27 protein-coding genes are annotated in these 24,346 nt (G+C 68.1%); 10 read left to right on the forward strand and 17 right to left on the reverse strand.

The genetic code is table 11. The features are described from left to right. Together groL and groES are read right to left on the reverse strand one after the other, a co-directional pair. Positions 1-1,580, reverse strand: a 1,580-nt coding sequence (gene groL, locus ACLD7X_RS02730; RefSeq protein WP_411421928.1) for a chaperonin GroEL, incomplete at its 3' end; no start/stop codon positions are given. A 98-nt stretch (positions 1,581-1,678) separates the two neighbouring features. Continuing rightward, positions 1,679-1,990, reverse strand: a complete 312-nt coding sequence (gene groES, locus ACLD7X_RS02735) for a co-chaperone GroES (RefSeq protein ID WP_411421929.1) — start codon at positions 1,988-1,990, stop codon at positions 1,679-1,681. A 240-nt stretch (positions 1,991-2,230) separates the two neighbouring features. Here groES and atpD point away from each other — a divergent pair, with 240 nt between their 5' ends. The 3 genes from atpD (at position 2,231) to ACLD7X_RS02750 (ending at position 5,400) form a co-directional block, all read left to right on the forward strand. Beyond that, on the forward strand, positions 2,231-3,691 hold the full coding sequence (atpD, locus tag ACLD7X_RS02740; protein WP_411421930.1) for a F0F1 ATP synthase subunit beta: 1,461 nt from the start codon (positions 2,231-2,233) through the stop codon (positions 3,689-3,691). Between the two features lie 29 nt (positions 3,692-3,720). Next, complete coding sequence (atpC, locus tag ACLD7X_RS02745; RefSeq protein ID WP_411421931.1) at positions 3,721-4,131, forward strand: ATP synthase F1 subunit epsilon; 411 nt, start codon at positions 3,721-3,723, stop codon at positions 4,129-4,131. A 240-nt stretch (positions 4,132-4,371) separates the two neighbouring features. Next, positions 4,372-5,400, forward strand: coding sequence for a hypothetical protein (locus ACLD7X_RS02750; protein ID WP_412006921.1), 1,029 nt, complete (start codon positions 4,372-4,374; stop codon positions 5,398-5,400). 140 nt (positions 5,401-5,540) lie between these two features. Here ACLD7X_RS02750 and ACLD7X_RS02755 read toward each other — a convergent pair whose 3' ends face one another. Continuing rightward, positions 5,541-6,017, reverse strand: a complete 477-nt coding sequence (locus ACLD7X_RS02755) for a 30S ribosomal protein PSRP-3 (RefSeq protein WP_411421933.1) — start codon at positions 6,015-6,017, stop codon at positions 5,541-5,543. On the opposite strand from ACLD7X_RS02755, the gene ACLD7X_RS02760 reads away from it, so the two are divergent. Then, a complete protein-coding gene (locus ACLD7X_RS02760) occupies positions 6,016-6,867 on the forward strand; it encodes a TIGR01548 family HAD-type hydrolase (protein ID WP_411422002.1) in 852 nt (283 codons plus the stop codon). The genes ACLD7X_RS02755 and ACLD7X_RS02760 overlap by 2 nt on opposite strands. On the opposite strand, the gene ACLD7X_RS02765 is transcribed toward ACLD7X_RS02760, so the two are convergent. Further along, on the reverse strand, positions 6,848-8,155 hold the full coding sequence (locus ACLD7X_RS02765) for an aminopeptidase P N-terminal domain-containing protein (RefSeq protein WP_411421934.1): 1,308 nt from the start codon (positions 8,153-8,155) through the stop codon (positions 6,848-6,850). The two genes, ACLD7X_RS02760 and ACLD7X_RS02765, sit on opposite strands and share 20 nt — an antisense overlap. A 98-nt stretch (positions 8,156-8,253) precedes the next feature. On the opposite strand from ACLD7X_RS02765, the gene ACLD7X_RS02770 reads away from it, so the two are divergent. Genes ACLD7X_RS02770 through ACLD7X_RS02795 form a run of 6 tightly spaced genes read left to right on the forward strand, consistent with a single transcriptional unit; the run spans position 8,254 to position 14,588 of the window. Beyond that, positions 8,254-9,270: a CNNM domain-containing protein gene (locus tag ACLD7X_RS02770; protein WP_411421935.1), complete on the forward strand. Its 1,017-nt coding sequence runs from the start codon at positions 8,254-8,256 to the stop codon at positions 9,268-9,270. Further along, the gene (locus tag ACLD7X_RS02775) at positions 9,267-10,649 is read left to right on the forward strand and encodes a GTP-binding protein (protein ID WP_411421936.1); all 1,383 of its coding nucleotides are present in this window, start codon (positions 9,267-9,269) and stop codon (positions 10,647-10,649) included. The genes ACLD7X_RS02770 and ACLD7X_RS02775 overlap by 4 nt, the downstream gene beginning before the upstream one ends. Further along, entirely contained in the window at positions 10,646-11,251 is a 606-nt protein-coding gene (locus ACLD7X_RS02780; protein ID WP_411421937.1) for a nicotinate-nucleotide adenylyltransferase, read from the forward strand. Before ACLD7X_RS02775 ends, ACLD7X_RS02780 begins: the two co-directional genes overlap by 4 nt. Further along, the gene (locus ACLD7X_RS02785) at positions 11,251-12,954 is read left to right on the forward strand and encodes an NAD+ synthase (RefSeq protein ID WP_411421938.1); all 1,704 of its coding nucleotides are present in this window, start codon (positions 11,251-11,253) and stop codon (positions 12,952-12,954) included. The genes ACLD7X_RS02780 and ACLD7X_RS02785 overlap by 1 nt, the downstream gene beginning before the upstream one ends. A 30-nt stretch (positions 12,955-12,984) precedes the next feature. Beyond that, the gene (ald, locus tag ACLD7X_RS02790) at positions 12,985-14,136 is read left to right on the forward strand and encodes an alanine dehydrogenase (RefSeq protein ID WP_412006922.1); all 1,152 of its coding nucleotides are present in this window, start codon (positions 12,985-12,987) and stop codon (positions 14,134-14,136) included. 14 nt (positions 14,137-14,150) lie between these two features. Further along, positions 14,151-14,588: a 23S rRNA (pseudouridine(1915)-N(3))-methyltransferase RlmH gene (locus ACLD7X_RS02795; protein ID WP_411421940.1), complete on the forward strand. Its 438-nt coding sequence runs from the start codon at positions 14,151-14,153 to the stop codon at positions 14,586-14,588. On the opposite strand, the gene ACLD7X_RS02800 is transcribed toward ACLD7X_RS02795, so the two are convergent. The 13 genes from ACLD7X_RS02800 to ACLD7X_RS02860 all read right to left on the reverse strand — a co-directional run bounded on the left by ACLD7X_RS02800 (position 14,576) and on the right by ACLD7X_RS02860 (position 24,315). After that, on the reverse strand, positions 14,576-15,679 hold the full coding sequence (locus tag ACLD7X_RS02800; RefSeq protein ID WP_411421941.1) for a DUF3326 domain-containing protein: 1,104 nt from the start codon (positions 15,677-15,679) through the stop codon (positions 14,576-14,578). The two genes, ACLD7X_RS02795 and ACLD7X_RS02800, sit on opposite strands and share 13 nt — an antisense overlap. After that, positions 15,676-15,861 (reverse strand): hypothetical protein, encoded by a 186-nt coding sequence (locus ACLD7X_RS02805; protein ID WP_411421942.1) that lies wholly within the window; start codon positions 15,859-15,861, stop codon positions 15,676-15,678. Before ACLD7X_RS02805 ends, ACLD7X_RS02800 begins: the two co-directional genes overlap by 4 nt. A 10-nt stretch (positions 15,862-15,871) precedes the next feature. After that, positions 15,872-16,234, reverse strand: coding sequence for a 2Fe-2S iron-sulfur cluster-binding protein (locus ACLD7X_RS02810; protein WP_411421943.1), 363 nt, complete (start codon positions 16,232-16,234; stop codon positions 15,872-15,874). Positions 16,235-16,247: 13 nt separating this feature from the next. Next, on the reverse strand, positions 16,248-17,003 hold the full coding sequence (locus tag ACLD7X_RS02815; RefSeq protein ID WP_411421944.1) for a TIGR02466 family protein: 756 nt from the start codon (positions 17,001-17,003) through the stop codon (positions 16,248-16,250). A 163-nt stretch (positions 17,004-17,166) separates the two neighbouring features. Continuing rightward, positions 17,167-18,126 (reverse strand): F0F1 ATP synthase subunit gamma, encoded by a 960-nt coding sequence (locus ACLD7X_RS02820; protein WP_411421945.1) that lies wholly within the window; start codon positions 18,124-18,126, stop codon positions 17,167-17,169. Between the two features lie 14 nt (positions 18,127-18,140). Then, the gene (atpA, locus tag ACLD7X_RS02825) at positions 18,141-19,658 is read right to left on the reverse strand and encodes a F0F1 ATP synthase subunit alpha (RefSeq protein WP_411421946.1); all 1,518 of its coding nucleotides are present in this window, start codon (positions 19,656-19,658) and stop codon (positions 18,141-18,143) included. 88 nt (positions 19,659-19,746) lie between these two features. Then, a complete protein-coding gene (gene atpH, locus ACLD7X_RS02830; RefSeq protein ID WP_411421947.1) occupies positions 19,747-20,295 on the reverse strand; it encodes an ATP synthase F1 subunit delta in 549 nt (182 codons plus the stop codon). Further along, positions 20,295-20,807 carry a F0F1 ATP synthase subunit B gene (locus tag ACLD7X_RS02835; protein WP_411421948.1) on the reverse strand — a complete coding sequence of 171 codons (513 nt, stop codon included), beginning with the start codon at positions 20,805-20,807 and terminating at the stop codon, positions 20,295-20,297. The genes atpH and ACLD7X_RS02835 overlap by 1 nt, the downstream gene beginning before the upstream one ends. A gap of 5 nt (positions 20,808-20,812) precedes the next feature. Then, positions 20,813-21,286, reverse strand: a complete 474-nt coding sequence (locus ACLD7X_RS02840) for a F0F1 ATP synthase subunit B' (RefSeq protein ID WP_411421949.1) — start codon at positions 21,284-21,286, stop codon at positions 20,813-20,815. Between the two features lie 99 nt (positions 21,287-21,385). Then, a complete protein-coding gene (gene atpE / locus ACLD7X_RS02845) occupies positions 21,386-21,634 on the reverse strand; it encodes an ATP synthase F0 subunit C (RefSeq protein WP_010315318.1) in 249 nt (82 codons plus the stop codon). A 165-nt stretch (positions 21,635-21,799) separates the two neighbouring features. After that, complete coding sequence (gene atpB, locus ACLD7X_RS02850) at positions 21,800-22,528, reverse strand: F0F1 ATP synthase subunit A (protein WP_411421950.1); 729 nt, start codon at positions 22,526-22,528, stop codon at positions 21,800-21,802. A 25-nt stretch (positions 22,529-22,553) separates the two neighbouring features. Further along, a complete protein-coding gene (locus ACLD7X_RS02855; RefSeq protein ID WP_425625054.1) occupies positions 22,554-22,889 on the reverse strand; it encodes an ATP synthase subunit I in 336 nt (111 codons plus the stop codon). A 181-nt stretch (positions 22,890-23,070) separates the two neighbouring features. After that, complete coding sequence (locus tag ACLD7X_RS02860) at positions 23,071-24,315, reverse strand: class I SAM-dependent methyltransferase (RefSeq protein WP_411421952.1); 1,245 nt, start codon at positions 24,313-24,315, stop codon at positions 23,071-23,073. Positions 24,316-24,346: the final 31 nt, after the last annotated feature.

Genomic DNA, 24,346 nt, shown 5'->3' on the forward strand with positions numbered 1-24,346 from the left:
TTCTCGGGGAGATCGGCCACGATGCACTCGGTGGTGAGCACCATGCCAGCGATCGAGGCGGCATTCTGGAGGCCGGAGCGGGTCACCTTGGCGGGATCCACGATGCCGGCGGCCAGCATGTCGACGTACTCGCCGGTGGCGGCGTTGTAGCCCTCGTTGAAGGGCTTGTTCTTGACGTGCTCGGCCACGACGGCGCCGTTGGCACCGGCATTCTCGGCGATGCGCTTGAGGGGCGCGGTGAGGGCGGCGGCCACGATGGTGGCGCCGATCAGCTCCTCGCCGGACAGGTTGGCCGCAGCCCATTCCTCGAGGGCAGGAGCCAGGTGGGCCAGGGTGGTGCCGCCCCCAGGAACGATGCCCTCCTCAACGGCCGCCTTGGTGGCGTTGATGGCATCTTCCAGGCGCAGCTTCTTGTCCTTCATCTCGGTCTCGGTGGCGGCGCCCACCTTGACCACGGCCACACCGCCGCTCAGCTTGGCCAGACGCTCCTGCAGCTTCTCCTTGTCGTAGGAGGAGTCGGTTTCGTCCATCTGCTTGCGGATCTGCTCGCAGCGGGCCTTGACGGCCACCTCGTTGCCCTCGGCCACGATGGTGGTGGTGTCCTTGTTGATGGTGATGCGGCGGGCCGAGCCCAGCATCTCCAGCTTGGTGTTCTCCAGCTTGAGGCCGGCATCCTCGGTGATCAGCTGACCGTTGGTGAGAACGGCGATGTCCTCGAGCATGGCCTTGCGGCGGTCACCGAAGCCGGGAGCCTTCACAGCCGCCACGTTCAGCACACCGCGCAGGCGGTTCACCACCAGGGTGGCGAGGGCTTCCTTCTCGATGTCCTCGGCGATGATCAGCAGGGGCTTGCCGGTGCGGGCGATCTGCTCGAGCACGGGCACCAGATCCTGCACCAGGCCGATCTTCTTGTCGGTGAGCAGGATGTAGGGCTCCTCGAGCACCGCTTCCATCCGCTCGGTGTCGGTGGCGAAGTAGGGGGAGATGTAGCCCTTGTCGAAGCGCATCCCCTCGGTGACCTCCAGCTCGGTGGTCATCGACTTCCCTTCTTCCAGGGAGATCACGCCCTCCTTGCCGACCTTGTCCATCGCATCGGCGATCATGCGGCCCACCTCTTCGTCGTTGCCGGCGGAGATGGTGCCCACCTGGGCGATGGCGTTGGAGTCGGAGATCGGCTTGGCGTGCTCCTCGATCTTCTTGACCAGGAAATCGGAAGCCTTGTCGATGCCCTTCTTCAGGGTGATGGCGTTGGCGCCGGCGGCGACGTTGCGCAGACCCGCCTTGACCATGGCGTGGGCCAGCACCGTGGCGGTGGTGGTGCCGTCACCGGCGGCATCGTTGGTCTTGGAGGCGGCCTGACGGATCAGGGCCACACCGGTGTTCTCGATGTGATCCTCGAGCTCGATCTCCTTGGCGATGGTGACGCCGTCGTTGATGATCTGGGGAGCGCCGAACTTCTTCTCGAGAACCACGTTGCGGCCCTTGGGACCAAGGGTCACGGCAACGGATTCGGCGAGGATGTCAATGCCCTTTTCGAGGGCACGACGGGCCTGCTCGTTGTAGATGATGCGTTTAGCCATGGGAGTCGGAAATCCTGTGGAAGTGTTCGTTGAAGACCGTGCTGGCAGAAGCAGGCTCCGTGGGGTCCCGAAGGACGCCAGACACGGGGCCCGGGCGCTCAGCTGACGATGGCGAGGATGTCCTTCTCGGACAGCAGGACGTACTCATCGGTGCCGAGCTTGACGTCGGTACCGGCGTACTTGCTGTAGAGGACCTTGTCACCCACGCTCACTTCAGGAGCCTGGCGGGTGCCGTCATCGTTGCGCTTGCCGGGACCCACCTGGACCACCTCGCCCACCTGGGGCTTTTCCTTGGCAGTGTCGGGGAGCAGGATCCCGCCGGCAGTCTTTTCTTCAGACTCAGAGACCTTGATGAAAATGCGATCTCCAAGGGGTTTGACCGTGGAGACGCTGAGGGAAACAGCAGCCATGGATAGATGCGACAGCAACGACATGGCGTCTGAGACGCCATTTCGCGGGAGGAGTTAGCACTCGCTCCACACGAGTGCCAACCTATGCCGAGAGCGGCCGGGCTGGCCACCCATGCCCTGTGCGGGTGACCGTACCGAGCGGGGCGACAGCGGCCGAGTGGTAAGGTTGCCCGGCTCCCAGCGGGCAGGGATCGTTTCAGCACCCTCCCTGTCCAGCGCCCTCCGCGACCCTCCATACATATGGCTGCTGCTACTGCCACCGGCACCAAAGGCATCGTCCGGCAGGTGATCGGCCCGGTGCTTGACGTTGAATTCCCGGCCGGCAAGCTGCCCAAGATTTACAACGCTCTGCGCATCGAGGCGAAGAACTCCGCCGGCCAGAACGTCGCCCTCACCGCTGAAGTGCAGCAGCTGCTCGGCGATCACCGGGTCCGGGCCGTGGCCATGAGCAGCACCGATGGCCTGGTGCGCGGCATGGAAGCCCTCGACACCGGCGCCCCCATCTCCGTGCCCGTGGGTGAGGCCACCCTGGGTCGCATCTTCAACGTGCTCGGCGAGCCCGTGGATGAGCAGGGCCCCGTGACCACCTCCGAGACGGCCTCGATCCACCGGGCCGCCCCCAGCCTCACCGAGCTGGAGACCAAGCCCAAGGTCTTCGAGACCGGCATCAAGGTGATCGACCTGCTGGCGCCCTACCGCCAGGGGGGCAAGGTGGGCCTGTTCGGCGGCGCCGGCGTGGGCAAGACCGTGCTGATCCAGGAGCTGATCAACAACATCGCCAAGGAGCACGGCGGCGTATCCGTGTTCGCCGGCGTGGGTGAGCGCACCCGTGAGGGCAATGACCTCTATGAGGAGTTCAAGGAGTCCGGCGTGATCAACCCCGACGACCTCTCCAAGTCGAAGGTGGCGCTCTGCTACGGCCAGATGAACGAGCCCCCCGGCGCCCGCATGCGGGTGGGGCTGTCAGCCCTCACCATGGCTGAGCACTTCCGTGACGCCAACAAGCAGGACGTGCTGCTGTTCGTGGACAACATCTTCCGCTTCGTGCAGGCCGGATCCGAAGTGTCGGCGCTGCTGGGCCGCATGCCATCCGCTGTGGGCTACCAGCCCACCCTGGGCACCGACGTGGGCATGCTGCAGGAACGCATCACCTCCACCCTGGAGGGCTCGATCACCTCGATCCAGGCCGTCTACGTGCCCGCGGACGACCTGACCGACCCCGCTCCGGCCACCACCTTCGCCCACCTGGACGCCACCACCGTGCTCAGCCGCGGCCTGGCCTCCAAGGGCATCTACCCCGCCGTGGACCCCCTGGATTCCACCAGCACCATGCTTCAGCCGGCCGTGGTGGGCGACGAGCACTACCGCACCGCCCGGGCCGTGCAGTCCACCCTGCAGCGCTACAAGGAGCTCCAGGACATCATTGCGATTCTGGGTCTGGACGAACTGTCCGAAGACGACCGCCGCACGGTGGACCGCGCCCGCAAGATCGAGAAGTTCCTCTCCCAGCCCTTCTTTGTGGCCGAGGTCTTCACCGGCATGTCTGGCAAGTACGTGAAGCTCGAGGAGACCATCAAGGGCTTCAACATGATCCTCGCCGGTGAGCTGGATCATCTCCCCGAGGCCGCCTTCTACCTGGTCGGCAGCATCGATGAAGTGAAGGCCAAGGCCGAGAAGATCCTGGCCGATTCCAAGGGTTGATCCCCCTCCATCAATCCTGAGGTTCCACCATGTCTCTCACCTTGCGAGTTCTGGCCCCGGACCAGAGCGTCTTCGACGGCACCACTGAGGAAGTGATTCTCCCCAGCACCACGGGGCAGATGGGCATCCTCCCTGGCCACGTCACCATGCTGGCGGCCCTCGACACCGGTGTGATGCGGCTGCGGGAGGGCAACAGCTGGTCGACCATCGCACTGCTCGGCGGTTTCGCCGAAGTGGAGGCCGACGAGATCACGGTGCTGGTCAACCGTGCCCAGCTCGGCAGCACCATCGATCCGGCGGCCGCCGAAGCCCGTTTTGAGGAGGCCCAGCAGGCCGCGGTCCGGTTCGAAGGCCAGCCCTCGAGCACCGAGAAGCTCAAGGCCCAGCAGGCTTTGGCCCAGGCCAGGGCCTGGCTGCAAGCCACCCGGGTGCCCGGCTGACCCACCGTTCCTGGCCGTTCCGCCCTCCAGCGGCAGGTTCAGACCCAGGCCAGCGATGACCAGTACCGGTCATCGCTGGCCTTTCGCATGGAGCGGGAAGGCCACCGCCCGGGGACTGCTGAATGGAGCCAGCACTGGGCGGAAGCGCCAAGCTGGAGCCACGCTCCTGGCCAGTCCCCTGCCCAGGACGCCATCGCCACCGCGGCGCCCAACCGTCGTGGTGTGCCGTCCTCAACAGCCATGAACGACCACCAGCTCGGGGCCGCCCTCAGGGAGAGGCTGCTCAGCGAAGACTGGCGGGGCCAGGCCAGCCGCCTGATCCGCCTGCAGACGCTGGCCGCAGAGCTCTGCGGCATCGAGCAGATCGAGCTGCGGCCGGCCCTGAGCCACCTCGTGAGCTCCCCAACCATCACCGAGGCGCTCAACCTGGCCGACCCTCGGCTTGATCCGGAGCTGCATGGCCGGCTGCTGCAGGAACTGCAAGCGGTGTTTGCGCCTGCCATCTGCCGGCGGATGGAGGAGGTGCTCCGAGGCCTGCTCAGGATGCCCCCCGGCCAGCTCCCCCCGCCGCCGCCCCCTCTGCCGATCGCGTCCGACCTGGCGGCAGCCTCCAGAACAGCCGGACGCGTCTCACTGGCCGGCGGCCTGCGCAGCGGCGGCTGGCGCAGCGCAGGACTGCTGGCGGTGGTGGGCATTCTCGTGGGCGGCCTGATCCTCGCCCTGCTGGGACCTGTGCTGCTGCTGCAGCGAGCTCCCCGCAGTCCGATCGTGCGGGAGACTCCACCGTTGGAACCAGCCGTCCCGGTCGAGGAGCCGCCTCCCGAAGCCCCACCTGATCTGGCCAACGCTGGGGACGATCCTCAAGCGAACAACGGCGACCGCGACTCCGCCGGGGACTCCGCCGGGGACTCCGCCGGGGACTCCGCCGGGGCCGACACCAGCTTCGAGCAGGCGGCTGCCAGCATCCAGGGCTTCTACGCCGCCCTGAGCCGCAGGGACTACGAACAGGCACGCGGCTACCTGGGGGGGACTGCCGCGGAGGTGTTCGAAACCGTGCCGCCCCTTTCTCCGGCGATTCAGCAGGTCGGTGTCGCCGGCCTTCAGGAGGTGAGCCGGGTGGGCCCGCAGATGATCCTGCAGGGGGAGCTGACCGTTGTCGCTGGGGACGGCACCGTCGGGCGCGAGCAGCGCAGCTTCACGGTGGACACGAGCAGCCGTCCAGCCCTGATCCTTGACAGTAAACCCGTTGATCAGGGCAGCAGGCCCTGATCGGGCAGGTGCTTCACCGCGCGGCATGTCCCCATGTCCCCATGGCCTTGGCCCATCCGGGGGGCTCTGGGCGGTCAAAAAAAGCGCTCCTCCAAGAAGGGGAGCGCCAGCAACCCGGACGACCGGAGGCGTGGGGGCGATCAGGCGGTTCCGCAGAAGGTCACGTCGGGGAATTTGAGCTTGGCCTCATCGAGACTCTTGCCCTTGCCTTCTTCCTGCCAGTAGTTGATCACTTCCGTGGCCTTGTTGAGAATCTCCACGCGCTCGTTGTCCGTGATCCAGCTCTTGCCTTCGAGCTCAGTCTTCAGGGTTTCCCAGGCATCCTCCCGGGGCCAGAAGAAATAGGCGGTGAGGGGGCTCGGACCACCACCGACGATCTGATCGACGGCGAGAGCGACGTTATCCGGCAGCCAGAGGATCTTCAACAGGAAGCGCCCCTCATCGGCCTTGGGGGTATAGCCGGAAGGGACCCCGTCCTCATCGATCGTGGCTGAGGCCAGGGCAGCGCTGCCACCACGCATGACCGGGCGCCCCTGAGCAGAGGTGTCGTCCGTGGCAGCGACCACCTCGGGCGCATCGCTCACGGCCGCGCCGGCGGCGCTTTCGGTGGCTGTCATGGTGTCGACGCTCAAGACAGAAGATCAAAGAACTAACCTACCAGCAGCCCTGCTCCTGCTCCCGCTGAATCCTCGCGCCATCCTGCTGTTCGACATCGATGGCGTGATCCGCGACGTGGCCGGCAGCTACCGCCGTGCCCTGGCCGAGACAGTGCACCACTACTGCGGTTGGCGCCCCGATGCCGCGTCGATCGATGCCCTCAAGGGGGAAGGTCTCTGGAACAACGACTGGGAAGCGTCCCTGGAACTGCTGCGTCGCCGCGGCCACACGCCCCTGCCCGATTTCACGGCGCTCGTGGAGGTGTTCAGCCGCTTCTACTTCGGCGGTGATCCGGAGGGGGACCCGGCCCACTGGCAGGGTTTCATCGGCCGCGAACCACTGCTCGTGGAGCGTTCCTTCTTCCAGACCCTGGATGAGGCGGGCCTGGCGTGGGGTTTCGTGAGCGGCGCCGAACCTCCGTCGGCCCGTTTTGTGCTGGAGCAGCGGCTCGGGCTGGTGGATCCGCCCCTGATCGCCATGGGGGACGCACCCGACAAGCCGAACCCCACCGGACTGCTGGAGCTGGCGAACCGTCTGGCGGAACCAGGCCTGGGTCAGGCCTCCAGCCCGCCGGTCTTCTACCTGGGCGACACCGTGGCGGACGTGCTCACGATCGCCCAAGCCCGGCAGGTCCTGCCCCAGCAACGCTTCGTGGCCCTGGCCGTGGCGCCCCCCCACCTCCACGCCGATGGCCCCGGCCGCAGCCGCTACGAAGCTGCTCTGCGGGACGCGGGCGCCGATCTGGTGATCCCGGCCACGGCGAGCGTCCTGCCCTGCCTGGAGCCGCTGCTCAGCGCTCCATCGCACTGAGGCTCTTCATTGCAGCGGCCGTGAGGATCTCATGGCCCCGGTCCGTCACGGCCACGTCGTCCTCGATGCGGATGCCGATGCCTTTCCAGCGGGCTTCGATGGCCGGCTGCCCCTCCGGCACCGGCAGACGGTCGCTCACGTAGAGGCCCGGCTCCACCGTGAGCACCATGCCGGGAACCAGCTGCACGGGATGCTCGCCGAGACGGTAGGCGCCGACATCGTGCACGTCGAGGCCCAGCCAGTGGCCGGTGCGGTGCATGTACAGATGCCGGTAGGCACCCTGCTCGATGATGCCGTCCACGTCGCCGGCCAGAAGCCCCAGGGCCACCAGACCCTCCACCAGCACCCGCACGGCCGTGTCGTGGACCGATTCGGCCGTCTGGCCTGGCGCCACGGCCGCCACGGCGGCTTCCTGGGCCGCGAGCACCAGGGCATACAGCTCGCGCTGCTCGGCACTGAAGCGGCCGTTGATCGGAAAGGTGCGGGTGATGTCGCCGTTGTAGTAGTCGGGCAGGCTGCAGCCCGCGTCGATCAGCAGCAGCTCCCCATCCCGCAGGGGCGCGCTGTTGGCGGTGTAGTGCAGCACGCAGGCGTTGTCACCACCGGCCACGATTGAACCGTAGGCCGGGCCCCGGGCCCCCTGCTCCAGGAAATGCTGCTCGATCACGGCCTGGACCTGGCGCTCGTTCAGGCCCGGGCGGCTCACCTGCCGCGCCAGCTCGTGGGCCTCCGCCGAGATGCGGGCCGCCTCCCGGAGGCGCTCCAGCTCCTCAGGTGCCTTGCGGAGCCGCAGTTCGTGCAGCAGCGGACAGGGGGCCACGAGCCCGAGGGCGGCGCTGCCCCGGCGCGGTGCCCGATCGAGCTGCTGCCCCCAGGCCTGCAGCACCAGCGGTTCGACCTGGGGATGGCGGCCGATCCGGAAAGCAATGCCTTCGGCGCCCTGCAGATAGTCGGCCAGGCGCTCGGGCAGCTCGGCCAGCGGATGGGCCCGATCGGCACCGAAGCGGCTCACGGCGCCCTCGGTCCCCCAGCGGACCCCGTTCCAGACCTCGGCCGAGGGCTCCTTGGGATGGACGAAGAGTACGAAGCGCGCCTCCTCGTGGTGGGGCAGGAAGAGGGCCACCGCATCGGGCTCGTCAAAGCCGGTGAGGTACCAGAAGTCGCTGTTCTGACGGAACGGGTACTCGCAGTCAGCGTGGTGGGTGACCAGCGGCGCCGCCGGGATCACTGCGGCAGCACCTCCAAGCTGCTGGAGGAAGCGGCTGCGCCGCTCGGCATAAATCGACATGCACGGGCGCCCGGCTGGGCCAATCCTGGCGGCCAGTCTGGGCCAGCTGCGGCGCGGGCCGATTAAATGGTGCCATGGCCCAAGGCCCCACCACCTGAATGAACGACCTGCTGGGCCTGGTGCTGCTGGTGGTGGTGGTCCTCGTCGGTTCGGCCCTCTGTTCCGGAATCGAGGCCGCGCTGCTCACGGTCAACCCGGTGAGGATTCATGAGCTGGCGGCCCGCCCCCGCCCCGTCAGGGGAGCCCGGCGCCTCGAGCAGCTGCGCCAGCGCCTGGGACGGACCCTGTCGGTGCTGGTGATCGCGAACAACGGCTTCAACATCTTCGGCAGCCTCATGCTTGGCGGCTATGCCGCCGAAGTGTTCCGCCAGTACGGCGTGGAGGGAGTCGCCCTGCCGCTGTTTTCGGTGGGGCTGACCCTGTTGGTGATCCTCCTGGGGGAGATCCTGCCGAAGGCACTCGGCAGTCGGCTGGCTCTGCCGGTGGCCCTCGCCAGTGCTCCGGCGCTGGCGATCCTCGGCAGGATCATGCTGCCGCTGGTGCTGCTGCTCGAGCGGCTCCTGCCGGCGATCACCGCCGAGAGTGAAATCAGCACGGATGAGGAGGAAATCCGGCTGCTGGCCCGCCTCGGCTCCCAGAAGGGCCAGATCGAGGCGGATGAAGCCGCCATGATCGCCAAGGTCTTCCAGCTCAACGACCTCACCGCCCGCGACCTGATGACCCCCCGGGTGGCGGCCCCCACCCTCGCGGGGGCCGGCAGCCTGGCGGCGGCCCAGAGCGAACTGCTGGACAACAACGCCCCGTGGTGGGTGGTGCTGGGGGAGGAGGTGGATGAGATTCTCGGGGTGGCCAGTCGGGAGCGGCTGCTCACAGCCCTGCTTCAGGGCCACAGCGAGCTCACTCCAGCGGACCTCAGCGAACCGGTGGAGTACGTCCCCGAAATGATCCGGGCGGATCGCCTGCTCACCGGCTTCCGGCGCAACAGCGGCGGCGTGCGCGTGGTGGTCGACGAATTCGGGGGCTTTGTCGGGGTGATCGGCGCCGAGGCGGTGCTGGCGGTGCTGGCCGGCTGGTGGCGGCGCCCCCAGCCGGCCGGCGGAGAGGCCCTCCCATGACCCCGGCCAGCAGCCAGAGCCAACCCCAGCCCCCCCCCACCGCCCAGCGCTGTGCGCAGTGGCTGGGGCACTGGCGCAGGCAGCTGCAGCTGAGCAGCCGAGAACACAGCTGGCTGGCCGGGGAACTCGCCAACCTCGATCGCCAGCTCGAGCGCCTCGAGCGCGGGGTGCTCCGGATCGTGGTCTTCGGCCGGGTCGGCGTGGGCAAGTCGAGCCTGCTCAATGCGTTGCTGGGCCAGGAGACCTTCGCGACGGACGTGGCCCATGGCTGCACCCGCCGTCAGGCCGCGACGACCTGGGCCCCTGCCCTGTCGACCCTGGCGGCCGTGGAGCTGGTGGACACCCCGGGCATCGACGAGATCGCCGCGGCCGCCCGCGGCCGCCTGGCACGCCGTGTGGCCCTCGGCTCCGATCTGGTCCTGTTCGTGCTCGACGGGGATCTCAGCCAGGTGGATCTCGAGGCCCTTGAGGTCCTGCTGGCCAGTGGCAAGCCCCTGATGCTGGTGCTGAACCGCTGCGATTCCTGGTCAGAGGCCGAACGGGCGAACCTGCTGGCCGGCATTCGGCGTCGGCTGCCCGCCGAGGCCCGTCAGCTGGAGCTGCTCCCCGTGGCCGCGGCCCCCCGGCAGGCCTTCCAGATGGCCGATGGCCGGATTCGCTCCACCCGCCGGCCCCCGGCCGTGGAACCTCTGCAGGTCGCCCTGCTGCAGTGCCTCGACTCCCAGGGTGAGCTGCTGCTGGCGATCAACGCGCTGCGCAGCGCGGAGCGGTTCCAGCGGTCCCTCCAGGAAACCCGGTTGCGGCACAGTCAGAAGGCCGCCCAGGGGCTGATCGGCCGCTTTGCCGCCCTCAAGGCCACGGGCGTGGCGGCCAACCCGCTGGTGCTGCTGGACCTGGCCGGGGGCTTGGCCTGTGACACGGCCCTGGTGATGCAACTCTGCCAGCTCTACGGCCTGCCGATGGGCGGGCGGGCCGCCCGGGATCTGCTCACCCGTCTGTCGGGCCACAACGCCCTTCTGGGCGGCGCCCAGCTGGGGATTCAGGTCCTGCTCGGGGGGGTTCGGCAACTGCTGCTCGTGGCCGCCCCCCTCACTGGTGGCCTCAGCCTCGCGCCTGCCGCCCCCGTCGCCATCGCCCAGGCGGCGCTGGCGGTGCACACGACCCGCCGCACGGGCCGCCTGGCTGCCCAGGAACTGCTGAGCAGCACCCGGCGGGGGGGAACACCTGCAGCCCTGCTGCGCCGCCTGGCCGCCACGGATCCCCAGGTGCGCCGGTGGCTGGGGCGCTGGCCCGACAGCACGGCCCACACCACATCCGACACCGCGGCGGGGGCCGCCGCGGATGGGCCCGCCCCCTCCTGGCGCGCCCTGCTGCCGTGAGCACCATCGCTGACACCCCCTCTGGAGGGCCCGGCCGGATCGCCCTGTTCGGCACCAGCGCCGACCCTCCCACCCGGGGACACCAGGCCCTGCTGGTCAGGCTGCTGGAGCAGTTCCCCCAGGTGGCCACCTGGGCCAGTGACAACCCCCTCAAGCAGCATGGGGCTCCCCTGACCCAGCGCACCGCACTGCTGGCGGCCCTGGTGGAAGCCATCGGCAATCCACGCCTCCGTCTGCATCAGGACCTGAGCAGCCCCTGGGCGATCACCACCCTGGAGCGGGCTGCCGCCCGCTGGCCTGACGCGGAGCTGGTCTTTGTGGTGGGAAGTGATCTGGCCCCCCAGATTCCCCGCTGGAAGCAGGCCAGGGCCCTGCTGCAGGGCTGCCGCCTCGCCATCGTCCCGCGCCGCGGGTGGTCGATCGAACCGGACCAGCTGGAGCCCCTCCGCGCCCTGGGCGCGCAGCTCGAGATCCTGCCGCTGTCCATCCCAGCCTCCGCGAGCTCGGCTGTGCGGCGGCAGCCGGATCCCAGCCAGATCCCGGCGTCGGTCTGGCCGGTGCTGCTGGAGCACAATCTCTACGGCCTCGAACGCCCCTCGTGATGCGCCTTGCCCTGGCCCAGATCAACCCTCTGGTGGGCGACCTGGCGGGAAACGGGGAGCGGATCCTCGCCGCCTGCCGCCAGGCGGCGAGCCGGGGCGCCGACCTCGTGCTCACCCCCGAACTCTCGCTGTGGGGCTACCCACCGCGGGATCTGCTGTTGCAGCCGACCCGGCTGACCCGGCAGCAGGAGGTGCTCGAGGCGATGGTGCAGGAGCTGGCGCGCACCATGCCCGAGCTGGCCCTGCTGGTGGGCATCGCCGAGCCGAAGGGTGGAGGCCAGCTGCCCAACCTGTTCAATGCCGTGGCCCTGGTGGAGGCCGCCGGCTGGCGGGTGGTGGCGCGCAAGCTGCTGCTGCCCACCTACGACGTGTTCGACGAGCAGCGCTACTTCCTCCCGGGTGACGCCGCCGCCGTGCTGGAGCTGGAACGGCGGGGGCAGCGCTGGCGCCTGGGGCTCACCATCTGCGAGGACCTCTGGGTGGAGGAGGAGCTGCAGGGGCACCGCCTGGCCGGCCCCGATCCGGTCGCCGCCCTGCTGCCGAGCCGGGTGGACCTCCTGCTCAATCTCTCCGCCTCGCCCTTCGGCCAGGCCAAGGTGCCACTGCGCCATGCCCTGGCCCGCCGTGCGGCGCGACGGCTCAACTGCCCGGTGGTGTACGTGAACCAGGTGGGCGGCAACGACGAACTGGTCTTCGACGGAGCCAGTTTCGTGGTGGAGGCCTGCGGCGAGCTGGCCTGCCAGTTGGCCTGTTGCACGGAGGATCTGAAGACCTGGAGTCCCGGAAGGCACCCCGCCCCGGGCCCACCAGCGGACGCCGTCCTGCCCGAGCCCCTCGAACAGTTGTTCCGCGCCCTGGTGCTGGGCGTGCGGGATTACGCCGGCAAATGCGGTTTCCAGCGGGCCCTGCTGGGGCTCAGTGGGGGCATCGATTCAGCCCTGGTGGCGGTGATCGCCACGGCGGCGCTGGGGGCCGAGCAGGTGCGGGCGTTGCTGATGCCCTCCCCCTGGAGTTCCAGCGGCGCGACCGACGACGCCCTGGCCCTGGCGGGGCGTCTCGGCCTCATCACCCACACCCTGCCGATCACCGGCCTGATGGCGGGCTTCGACACGGCCCTGACCCCGGCACTGGGCCAGCCGCCGTCGGGTCTCACCGCCGAGAATCTGCAATCACGCATCCGCGGCACGCTGCTGATGGCCGTGGCCAACCAGCAGGGACGGCTGCTGCTCTCGACCGGCAACAAATCGGAGCTGGCGGTGGGCTACTGCACCCTGTACGGCGACATGAACGGGGGTCTGGCCGTGATCGGGGACGTCTACAAGACCAGCGTGTTCACCCTGGCGGCCTGGCTGGACAGTCCGGCCGCTCTCCCCTGCCGCCGGTCCCTGGGCCTGCCGGAGCGGGGGGAGCTGATCGGCGCCGCGATCCGCCACAAGCCCCCCAGCGCCGAACTCAGGCCCGACCAGCGCGACACCGACTCCCTGCCGGACTATGGGGAACTGGACCCGTTGCTCAGGGCCCTGGTGGAGGAGCGGCGCAGCCAGCGGGAGCTTGTGGCCGAGGGCACCGATCCTGAGCTGGCCGAACGGGTCAGCACCCTGCTGCGGCGGGCCGAATTCAAGCGCCGCCAGGCGCCGCCGGTGCTGAAGGTGAGCGGTCACGCCTTCGACAGCGGCTGGCGCATGCCGATCGCCGCCGGCTGAGCCAGGCTGGTGTCGCACCTCCTGCACTTGATGGCTGCCCAGGCTTCGCCTCACCAGCTCACCGCACCGATGGCGAGCATCGGGGTGCCGACCGAGATCAAGCGGGATGAGCGACGCGTGGCCCTCACCCCCGACGGGGTTCGGGAACTGGTGACCCAGGGCATGGAGGTGCGGGTTCAGGAAGGTGCCGGCCTCGGCGCCGGCATCGGCGATGACGCCTTCGCCGCCGCCGGTGCGCGGCTGGTGAGCCGCGAGGACGCCTGGGCCGCCCATCTGGTCGTGAAGGTCAAGGAGCCCCAACCGGAGGAGTTCCCCTATCTGCGCAGCGACCTGGTGCTGTTCACCTATCTGCATCTGGCGGCCTATCCGGATGTGGGACGGGCCCTGCTGGAGGCGGGCACCACAGCTGTGGCCTACGAGACGGTGCAGCTGGAGGACACCAGCCTGCCGCTGCTGGCCCCGATGAGCGAGATCGCCGGTCGTCTGGCTGCCCAGGTGGGCGCCCACCTGCTGGAAAAGCCCCATGGCGGCCGCGGCATCCTGATGGGGGGATGCACCGGGGTGCGCCCAGCCCGGGTGGTGGTGCTCGGCGCCGGCACCGTGGGCTGGAATGCGGCCCGGATCGCCGCGGCCATGGATGCCGAAGTGTTTCTGCTGGATCGCTCACCCCAGCGCCTGCGCCAGCTGGAGGCCGACCGCCGCGGCCGCCTGTTCAACCTGGTCAGCAGCCGCAGCCTGGTGGAGCGCCTCGTGCCCGGGGCCGATCTGGTGATCGGCGCCGTGCTCACCCCCGGTGGTCGAGCCCCGACCCTGGTGGAGGAGGAGCTGGTGCGCCAGATGAAGCCCGGTTCAGTGATCGTGGACGTGGCGATCGACCAGGGGGGCTGCATCGCCACCAGCCGGGAGACGACCCATACCGATCCCGTCCAGAGCATCCATGGGGTGCAGCACTATGCGGTGGGGAACATGCCGGGGGCCGTTCCGTTCACCTCCACCGAGGCCCTGGTCAGCGTCACCCTCCCCTACATCCTGGTGATGGCGGGCCGTGGCCTCGCCGAGGCGGTCACGGACCGGCCCGAACTGCTCTCGGGCCTCAACACGGTCGATGGCTCGGTCTGCCATCCGGGGGTGGCCAGGGCCCTGGGCCTGGCGCCCCGCCACCCGATGGCCTGCCTGCGCTGAGGGCAGGGGCCTCCGTGCTGAGAGCCGACCGGATCCGCATCATCGCCGTGGGCAGGGTGCGCAAGGGATGGGTGCGCGAAGGCGTGGCGCTGTACTGCCAACGTCTGCCCGGACTGACGATCGTGGAGCTCCGGGACAGCGATCCGCGGCGGGAAGCCCAGGCCATCCGCGGGGAACTGCGCAGCGATGAACAGCTGGTCACCCTGAGCGAGGAGGGCCGCACCTTCCGCTCCATGGAGCTGGCCGAGCAGCTGCGGCAGTGCGGCTCGGACCGCCTGGCCTTCGTGATCGGCGGGGCCGACGGTCTCGATCCGGCCCTGCGGGCCCAGGCGCGCTGGCAGCTCAGCCTCTCGGCCCTCACCTTCCCCCATGAGCTGGCCCGGCTGCTGCTGGTGGAGCAGCTGTACCGCGTGCAGACGATCCTCCAGGGCGGGCCCTATCACCGGGAATGAGACACCCCGCGGCCCGGGGGCGCGGAGACCAGCGGTGGCAGGGGGGAGAACGGTCGGCCCAGAGCCCCAGGACAGATGCCCTCCCGCAGGGCGAGGACAAGGCCGGCGGCCTCCGCAAAGCTCGAGGCGGCGATGGCCTCCAGGCCGAGGGCCTCCGCATCGACCTGCAGCACGCAGGGATTGTCCACCGCGATCAGCGGGACCCCCCGCTCGGCGCAGGCCAGCACCGCTGCCCCCCCCAGGGCACCCGCAGGAGCCACCACCGCCCCGATCCTGGCTGGATGCAGCCACTGCGGATCGATCCGGCCCTCGCCGGGCTCGCTCAGGGGCACCAGATCGGGAGCTCCGCTGAGGCCCACCAGCACGCAGGGCAGGAACGTGTACCCCAGTTCCTCGGCGGCGGCGCGGGGGTCCAGGCCCGGGTTCAGCGGCAGGGGACCCAGGGCAGGGGCATGGGCACAGGGCAGGCCCAGGTGATCGGTGAGCAGGTGGCTGATCACGGCTTCGGCGCCGGCCAGGGCATCCACGCCCGAACCGCTCCGGTAGGCCGCGAGGGCCTCACTGTCGGGATCATCCGGAAAGCGGGCCACCACGGCGATCGCGGTGGCACCGGCTGCCTTGAGCCGCTCCCCCGCCCGCAACAGGGCATCCGGACGGCCCAGGCTTCCCCAGCTCGCTCCGCTCGGCCCCTCGGCAAGACTCACCGCCAGGGGGGCATCGGTGCACAGCACCGGGCCGATCTGCAGGCCCAGGGTGGCGCGGCAGGCCTCCACGACCTGGAGGTGGCGCTGGAGCAGATCGGCTTCGATGCCAGCGTCCAGGAGCACCCCGACCCGCTGGCAACGCCCCGGACGCAGGGCGAGGTTTCCTGCCGCAAAGCGATCCAGGGCCGAACCCTCCACGTAGTGGATGCTGGGGTCGCGCCAGTACAGCGCAGCCCCGTTCATCACGTTGGGGTGGGTGATCAGGCAGCCGCTGGCCGCGGCCAGCAGGCGAGCCGCCGGCAGGGCATCGCCGGCGAAGCCGCCCACGGCGCAGCCGATCCCCGTGGGCACGACCAGCAGGGTGGGGAAGGGGGCAGCCGTCGTCACGGCTGCGGTGAGACGCAGACCACGACCGCCTCGACGGCCAGCTCGTCACCCTGGACGGCCGTGATCGCCCAGCGCAGCGGCCGTCCATGGGCGCTCAGCGCCCGGAGGATCTGCGGGCGCAGCGGACCTTCCCCGCGCCGCAGGCGCAGCGCCAACGGCTTCAGTCGCCAGAGCGGATCCATCCCTGGAGCCTCACTTCTGGTATTGGCCGAACTGGAGCTGGTAGAGGGCATCCTCCATGCCCGCCGTGAGGCTGAGATCACTGGTGGGATAGGCCACACACAGCAGGGCATAGCCGGCCTGCTGGAGTTCCTGCTTGACGCCCATCGCATCCGGCTGGCGGACCTCGCCCGTGCTGATCAGGGCCGCACAGGTGGTGCACACCCCGGAACAGCAGGAGCTGGGCAGGGGAACCCCGGCGGCCTCCGCCGCTGCCAGCACGGTCTGGTCGGCCCGACAGGAAAACGTGTGGGTGGTGCCGTCAATCGCAGCAGTGATCGTGAAGGTCTGGGGCTCGTCGTTCACGGAGTAGGTCGGATCGGTGCTGGAGGGCACCCATCCTCCCAGCTCATGGCTCCTGCCAGTGGCTGGGGTGGGGGGCAAGGTATTCCGGCGGCGCGGATCCCGCCGGGGCGGTGAGCGCCAGATCGAGGCTCAGGGAGCAGCGCAGATCGTCAGGATCCCCGTTGGGCAGCACCGCATGCTCCAGGCAGGAAGGGAAGAGCAGCAACAGTCCAGCCCGGGGGGCGACGTCGATCCAGGGAAGGGTCCAGGGCGAGGGGCCCAGCGGCCCGCCATGGCCCACGGCCATGCCGGGAACCAGCTCATTCACCTGGCGCTGGGGGAAGAGCCGCAGGCAACCCTGTGCCCCACTGCCATCACCGTTGAAGTAGTAGACGGCGCTGAGATGGGCGTTCGGATGATGGTGGCGACCGATCACCTGGTCAGGCTCGCTCACGACGGGCCAGCAGCGTTGGATGTGCAGCGCCAGCCGGTCCAGGTCAAAACCCAGCTGCGTCAGGAAGCTGCGGGCATGACCGCAGAGCTCCGCCACCAGCGGCGCGAAGGTGGGGTGGCCCTGCAGGTTCCAGACCCCGTGCAGATCTCCGGTCCAGGCACAACCGGGATCCGGATTGCTGCGGGCTTCACCGCGCAGGGCGAGAAGCGTCTGGAGCTGCCTGGCCAGATCGAGGGGATCGGGCCGCAGCTGCACCTGGGCCAGGGCGACGGGAAACAGGGGCTGAATCCTGAGCTCGGAGGAGAGCGGGGCCTGCCCCCTGGCGATCCCGGCGTCCGGGTGGCGGGCGGTCGGCGGCTGCGCCATGGGGTGAACCGGGGGCAAGCGCTCCAGCCTGACAGCGGGCCATGGCCCCCTCAGGCCACGGCGGCATGAAAAAACCGGCTCGCCTGGCGCCCCCTGGGATCAGGGAACGACCAGCCGAGCCGGTCAAGACACCAGCGGCGTGTCGATCAGTGCTGGCGGAGCATCAGGCCATCGCCGCCGCGCCACCCACGACTTCGAGGATTTCCTGGGTGATGGCCGCCTGGCGGGCCTTGTTGTAATCGAGGGTGAGGGTCTTGGCGAGGGCCTTGGCGTTGTCGCTGGCGTTGTTCATGGCGGTCATCCGGCTGGCCAGCTCGGAGGCCGCAGCTTCCTGCAGGGATCGCAGCAGCTGGTTCTGCATGTACAGCGGCAACAGCGCGTTGAGGAGCTGCTCGGGGCTCTGGTCGAAGACGATGTCCGACGGAAGGGTGGGAGCCACGTTAGCGGCCGCCATGGTGCCCGGCTCCACCACCAGCCGACCCTCCCGGGTGGTGAGGCGGAAGATCTCATCCTCTGGGGTGGCAATCCCCTGGGAATCCAGGGGAAGCAGGGTCTGGATGACCGGCTTGGAGCTCACCAGATTGATGAACTTAGTGAAAATGATCTCCACCCGATCGGTCGCGGCCGAGAGAAACTCAGCCAGGATCTCGTTGGCGATGGAGCCAGCCTCATCCGCATTGGGCACCTGCTCCAGTCCGGAGAAGGTGGCCCGCACCGTGTAGATGTTGGAGCGGTTCTGGAAATAGGTGATGGCCTTGCGACCAATCAGCACCAGATCAACCTTGTAGCCCTGTTCCTTGAGCTCCGCGTGGCGAAGTTCGGTCCGCTTGATGATGTTGGCGTTGTAACCGCCACAGAGACCCCGGTCACCGGTGACGGCCAGCAGGGTGATGGTTTCAACCGGCCGGGCCTCAAGCAGAGGGGCGTCGACGTCCTCGAAACGCATGCGGGACTGGAGGTTTTCCAGCACCCGGGCGAGGCGATCGGCAAAGGGCCGACTGCGCAACACCTGCTCCTGAGCACGACGCACCTTGGCAGCCGCCACGAGACGCATGGCCTCGGTGATCTTGCGGGTGTTCTTGACCGAACTGATCCGGTCGCGGATTTCCTTGAGATTTGCCATCTGAGCGATCCTCCTCAGATCGAGGCCAGCATGGTCGACTTCACCTCGTTGATGGCATCCTTGAGCATGGCTTCAGCGTCCTCGCTGAGCTGCTTCTCGGTCTGCACCTTGGAGATGAAGTCGGCCTTGTTGGTCTTGAGGTACTCACGAAGCTCCCGGCAGAACTGAACGACCGACTCGACGGGGATCTCGTCGATCAGACCCTTGACGCCGGCATAGACGACGGCCACCTGCTCCGCCAGGATGAGGGGGCTGAACTGGGGCTGCTTGAGGATTTCCCTCAGCCGCTTGCCCCGGGCCAGCTGGGCCTGGGTAGCGGCATCGAGGTCAGAGGCGAACTGGGAGAACGCGGCCAGTTCATCGAACTGGGCCAACTCCAGCTTGAGGGTGCCGGCGATCTTCTTGATCGCCTTGGTCTGGGCAGCGCCACCGACCCGGCTCACGGAGATGCCGACGTTGATGGCGGGGCGGAGGCCGGAGTTGAACAGGTCGGAACTCAGGAACACCTGACCGTCGGTGATCGAGATCACGTTGGTGGGAATGTAGGCCGACACGTCACCGGCCTGGGTCTCGATGATCGGCAGGGCCGTCATCGAACCCTTGCCCATGGCATCGGAAAGCTTGGCGGCGCGTTCCAGCAGCCGGCTGTGGCAGTAGAAGACGTCCCCGGGATAGGCCTCACGACCGGGAGGACGACGCAGCAGCAGGGACATCTGGCGGTAGGCCTGGGCCTGCTTGGTGAGATCGTCGTAAATCACCAGGGTGGCCTTGCCCTTGTACATGAACGATTCGGCCAAAGCGGCACCGGTGTAGGGAGCCAGGTATTGCAGCGCAGCCGACTCGGAGGCACTCGCCGCCACGACAATGGTGTAGTCGAGGGCGCCCTTCTCGCGCAGCACCTCCACCACATTGGCGACGGAGGCGGCCTTCTGGCCGACCGCGACGTAGACGCAGACGACATCTTCACCCTTCTGGTTGATGATGGTGTCGATTCCGATCGCCGTCTTGCCCGTCTGGCGGTCGCCGATGATGAGCTCGCGCTGACCGCGGCCGATCGGGATCATGGCGTCGATGGCGGTGATGCCGGTCTGCATGGGTTCATGCACCGACTTGCGCTGGATGATCCCGGGAGCCATCGACTCGATCAGTCGGGTCTCGGTGGTGGCGATGTCGCCCTTGCCATCAATGGGCTGCCCCAGCGAGTTGACAACCCTGCCCAGCATGGCGTCACCGACGGGGACTGCGGCGATCTTGCCGGTGGCCTTGACGGTGCTGCCCTCCTGAATGCCACGGCCCTCGCCCATCAGCACCACGCCGACGTTGTCGTCCTCGAGGTTGAGTGCGATGCCCTCGGTACCGTCCTCAAACTGGACGAGTTCCCCGGCCATGACCTGCTGGAGGCCATAGACGCGGGCAATGCCATCACCGATCTGCAGCACGGTGCCGACGTTGCTGACGGCGACCGACTTGTCGTAGTCCTCAATCTGCTTCTTGAGGATGGCGCTGATCTCGTCGGGACGGATGGAAACCATGGGAGGAAATCCCCGCAGGGGGAGATGAGGGTACTGGGGGCGTGATGGGAGGGGAAGAAGACGGCCGCCGAAACGGCGCCGCTACGGCCTAGCCGACCTTGGCCAGAGCAAGACCGAGGCGACGCACCTGGCCGGAGAGGCTGGCGTCGATCACCTGGGATCCCACACTGACGATGAAGCCGCCGATCAGGGCGGGATCGACCTGAAGGTCGATTTCCACGGCGTCGGTTCCGGCCAGGTCCTTGACCTTGGCGGTGAGTTCCTGCTGCTGCTGATCACTGAGCGGGGTTGCCGACGTCACCGTGGCCAGGGCGATGTTGCGGAGCTCCCTGTAGAGCTCGAGAAATCGCACCAGCACGGAGTCGAGAACCGCGATCCGCTGGCGATCGGCCAGAAGCTTGAGCAGGTTCTGAAGGGAGGGCGTGATCTGCTCGCCGAACAGGCCACCAAGAGCAGCCTTCTTGGCCTCCGGTTCCAGAACCGGGGAGGCCATGGCAGCACGGAGTTCGGGACTTGCGCTCCAGATCGCCAGAATTTCCTTGGCCTGCTGGGCCACGGTGTCCGTTTCCTTGCGGGCGTCCGCGACCTGGAGCAAGGCCTCGGCGTAGGGGGTGGCGATGGTGTTGAGGAGTGGCATCAGGCGTTCCCCAGATTGTTGATGGAATGGTCGATCAGGCGAGCCTGGGAGGCAGGGTCCAGCTTGCCTGGAAGGGTGACCAGAGCCTTTTCGACGGCCTGGCGCGCCGCCTCGCGACGAAGGGCTTCGGTGACACGGGCAGCCTCGGCACTCAGATCCGCCATGGCGCCCTGCTTGAGGCGAGCCATCTCCTCAATGGTGCGCAGCTCACTCTCGGCACGGATCGCATCAGCTCTGGCCTTGCCATCAGCTCGGATTTGCTCCGCCTTCTGCCGGGCGGCTGCCAGATCCTGCTGGGCCTGGGCCAGTGCGGTAGTGGCCTGGGCGAGGCGCTGTTCGGAATCCTGCAGATCGGCGAGGATGGCGGCCCGACGGCGCTCGAGAATGCCCCCGAGGAAACCTGGAAGGAACTTCCAGAGGGCGGCGATCACGATCGCCAGATTGATGATGTTGGTCTCGAACGGATTGAGGTTCAGACCGAAACCGCCGTGGCTGGCGAGTAGAGATGTCATGGCAGTCATCGCGCTGGAGCCAGAAGACGGGTGACGATCAGGTCGGCGAGGCCCTCGGCGTCGGTCTCGAGCTGGGCCATGGCCTTCTCGCGCTCGGCATCGATTTCACGCCGGGCGTTTTCACGCTGCGTATTGGCATCGGCGGTGGCGGCGGCCAGGGCCTCGCGGTAGAGGCGATCCATGTCCTGATCGGCCTCCACGATCAGCTTCTGGGCCTGCTGCCTGGCATCTTTAAGCTGCTCCCGGAGGTCGGCCTCCAGGCGTGCTACCTGGGCCAGCTTCTCCTTCGCTTCGGCGCGACTGGTGGTGATGTAACCCTCGCGCTCCTCCACGGCCCGACCCACGGGACGGAAGAACAGCGAGTTGAGGATGAAGGTGAGGAGTACCACCTGCACTGCCATCAGGGGCAGCGTGGCGTCGAGGTCGAAGAGACCCCCCTCAGGTGCACCTGCTTCGGCGAGCAGAAGCCAGCTGGTCATGGGGATGGAAGCGCTGGATGGATCAGGATGGAGCTGTTGGCCGAGGTCCGGGAGGGCGAGGGCTCAACGGCCCTCACCTTCCGTCCACTCAGGAGTCGCTCAACCAGCGAAGGGGTTGGCGAAGAGCAGCACCAGGGCGACCACCAGGCCGTAGATGGTGAGAGCCTCCATGAAGGCCAGGGAAAGCAGCAGGGTGCCCCGGATCTTGCCTTCGGCTTCGGGCTGACGCGCAATGCCTTCAACGGCGCCGCCGGCAGCGGTGCCCTGACCGATACCAGGGCCGATGGCGCCCAGGCCGACAGCCAGACCAGCGGCCACGACAGAAGCAGCGGAGGTGATGGAATCCATGGTGGAAGAGAGGATGGAGTGCGCTGCGGGAGCGCTGAGTGGACGGGGGTGAAATCCCCATGGCGCCTGGGACGTTGCCGTGGTTCGGAAACGGGCCCGGCTTGCGGCCGGACCTGCGCGCCAAGAGTTTGCCAGACCGCCTGACAGGTCAGCAGCCGACGAGGCCTAGTGGTGCTCCTCGTGGACAGCCTCTCCGATGTAGTAGGCGGCGAGGGTGGCAAAGATCAGGGCCTGGATGGCACTGGTGAAGAGGCCCAGGAACATGGCCGGAAGGGGAACCACCAGGGGAACCAGGAACGCCAGCACGGCGACCACGAGTTCATCGGCCAGGATGTTGCCAAAAAGACGGAAGGAGAGGGAGAGAGGTTTCGTGAAGTCTTCAACGATCTTGAAGGGGAGCATGATCGGTGTCGGCTCCACGTAATACTCGAAATAGCGCAACCCTTTCCTGCTGAGGCCTGCGTAGAAGTAGGCCAGGGAGACCAGGAGTGCCAGGGCAATCGTGGTGTTGATGTCAGCCGTGGGAGCCCCGAGTTCTCCGCTCGGGAGATGAATGAGCTTCCAGGGCACCAGGGCACCACCCCAGTTGCTCACAAAGATGAACAGGAAAAGGGTGCCGATGAATGGCATCCAGTCGCGGTAGGCCTTCTCGCCGATCTGCTCCCGGGAGAGGTCACGGATGTAGTCCCAGAGAAACTCGAGCAGATTCTGGGTGCCCCGCGGATCCCGTTCGAGCTTGCGGGTGCCGACAACCACCAGAGCCAGCAGAGCGCCGATCACGACCCAGGAGCTCAGGAACACCTGGCCGTGAATCTTGAGGTTGCCGAGCTGCCAGTAGAGGTGTTGACCAACCTCCAGTTCGGCGAAGGGAAGCGTGAGGGGCAGCGGAGCCATCAGGTTGAACGGGAGGACAGGGAATTCAGGCGTCAAGAACGGCCTGCAGGATCACGGCAGGCTTGTAGAGCAGGAACCCGAGCAAGGCGGGCAGAAGCTCAAGCTGGGGCAGACGGGACGCGGCCAGCACCAACAGGATGGGAACGAGCAGTTGGGATTTCCCCACGCTCCGACGATCGCCACCCAGACGCATGACACTGCGGCTCAGCAGACGCAGATAGAGCAGGCCTGCGCAGGCTCCCACCAGAACGCCGAAAGCGGCATGGAGGCCACCCAACAGGGCCGTGGACGGTATGGCGGCAGCGGCGAGGAGCAGCGTGAAAAGCTGCAGGCGCTGCTGGAGCCTGAAGTAATCGTCCATGCCGTCACCGGCCTGAACAGCTGAGTCAGGGGTGGGTGCAGAACCGCTCGTCACCTGCGCCAGGCCCGCCAGGGGGACAGCAGGATCGGCAACGGCTGGTGGTGACACCGCCGGCTGATCCACTGGGCAGGGTGGTGAAACGGTCAATCGCGCCAACCCCTCGAATTGCGCGCGGAATCTATCACGCAGCCTCAGATCCCAGTGGCAGCAAGACCCTGGCCGCCAGCAGCTCCCGCGCTGCCGCCAGTCGGCGCGGGGCGGACCAGTCGAGGGGCAGGGCACCGAGGGCGGTCCCTGGCGGAGCCGCCTCCAGCCCCTGCATCAGGGTCAGGGCGTCGGGACTGATCGTGAGCGGCATCAGGTCCTGGCCCAGCAGGCTGGTGGAGGGCCAGCCCCACAGGCATCGGTTGCGGGTGCCGGCGGCCGCCAGAAGCGAAGCATCGTCGCGCCAGTCCTGCCGGTGCAGCGCGCCGCTCGAGAGAAAGAACTCGAAATGGCTGATGTCCGGATCGAGGTCTTCGACCAGGGCCCAGCGCTGCCGTTCCGGAAGGGCGAGGGCCCGCTCCAGCAACGCGCCGCCGAGCAGGCGGGCAGGGTCCCAGACCTCCGGATTGGAAAAACCGGCAAAGCTGAGATCAGCCCGGGCCACGAAGGCCATCAGGCGTTCCAGGTCGTAGCTGGTCTCCTGAGGATGCAGGTACATGTCGGCAAAGTTGGGGTCCGCTGCCGTATCGAGAGCCCAGCGCTGCTCATGGTGCCGGCGCAGCCTGTTGGTCTCGGGCAGATCGCGGAACAGCTGACGCCCGAGCCGCAGGCCCTCGTCGCCGGCACCCACCGCCAGCCGCGCCAGGCTGCGCTGAACACGGTGAATTTCCCAGCGCCCCCCATCGGCATAGAGAAAGAGATGCAGGAGGCCCCCCGGACGCAGCAGTGCCGCCAGGGCTTGCAGGCCGGCCGCGGGCTCGCGCAGATGGTGCAGCACGCCGACGGAATTGATGTAGTCGAAGGGCCCCTCCCCCGCCAGGTCCAGCAGGCTGCGCTGTTCGATCCGCAGCTCGGCCACCTGGTCCGCCGCACCGGAACGGAGGGTGCGTTCGCGCGCGACCGCGAGGGCTCCCGCACTGATGTCGACCGCCAGCACCGACGAGCCTGGATTCAGGTGGCAGAGGTAATCGGTGCTGACACCGGTGCCGCAACCGGCATCGAGAATCCGCCAGGGACGGCCACCCGGCGGCGACGGGGGCAGGGCCCCTGTGGTGAAGGCCCAGACACTGTCGAGACACCAACGCCAGTTGTATCCGGGCGGTGGCCCATCCTGAAGGGGGTCGGCGGGGTAGGGGAAGCGGTCATAGAAGGCACTCACCACCGGGGTGGCGGCATCGCTGGCAGGCACGGCGGCAGGGCGACTCTCGGCCGAGCATTTCATGGCGGGGCAGGAACGCTGCAAACATTTGTTC

This window comes from Aphanothece microscopica RSMan92 (genome assembly GCF_046613545.2).
Classification (GTDB): Bacteria; Cyanobacteriota; Cyanobacteriia; order PCC-6307; family Cyanobiaceae; genus NIES-981.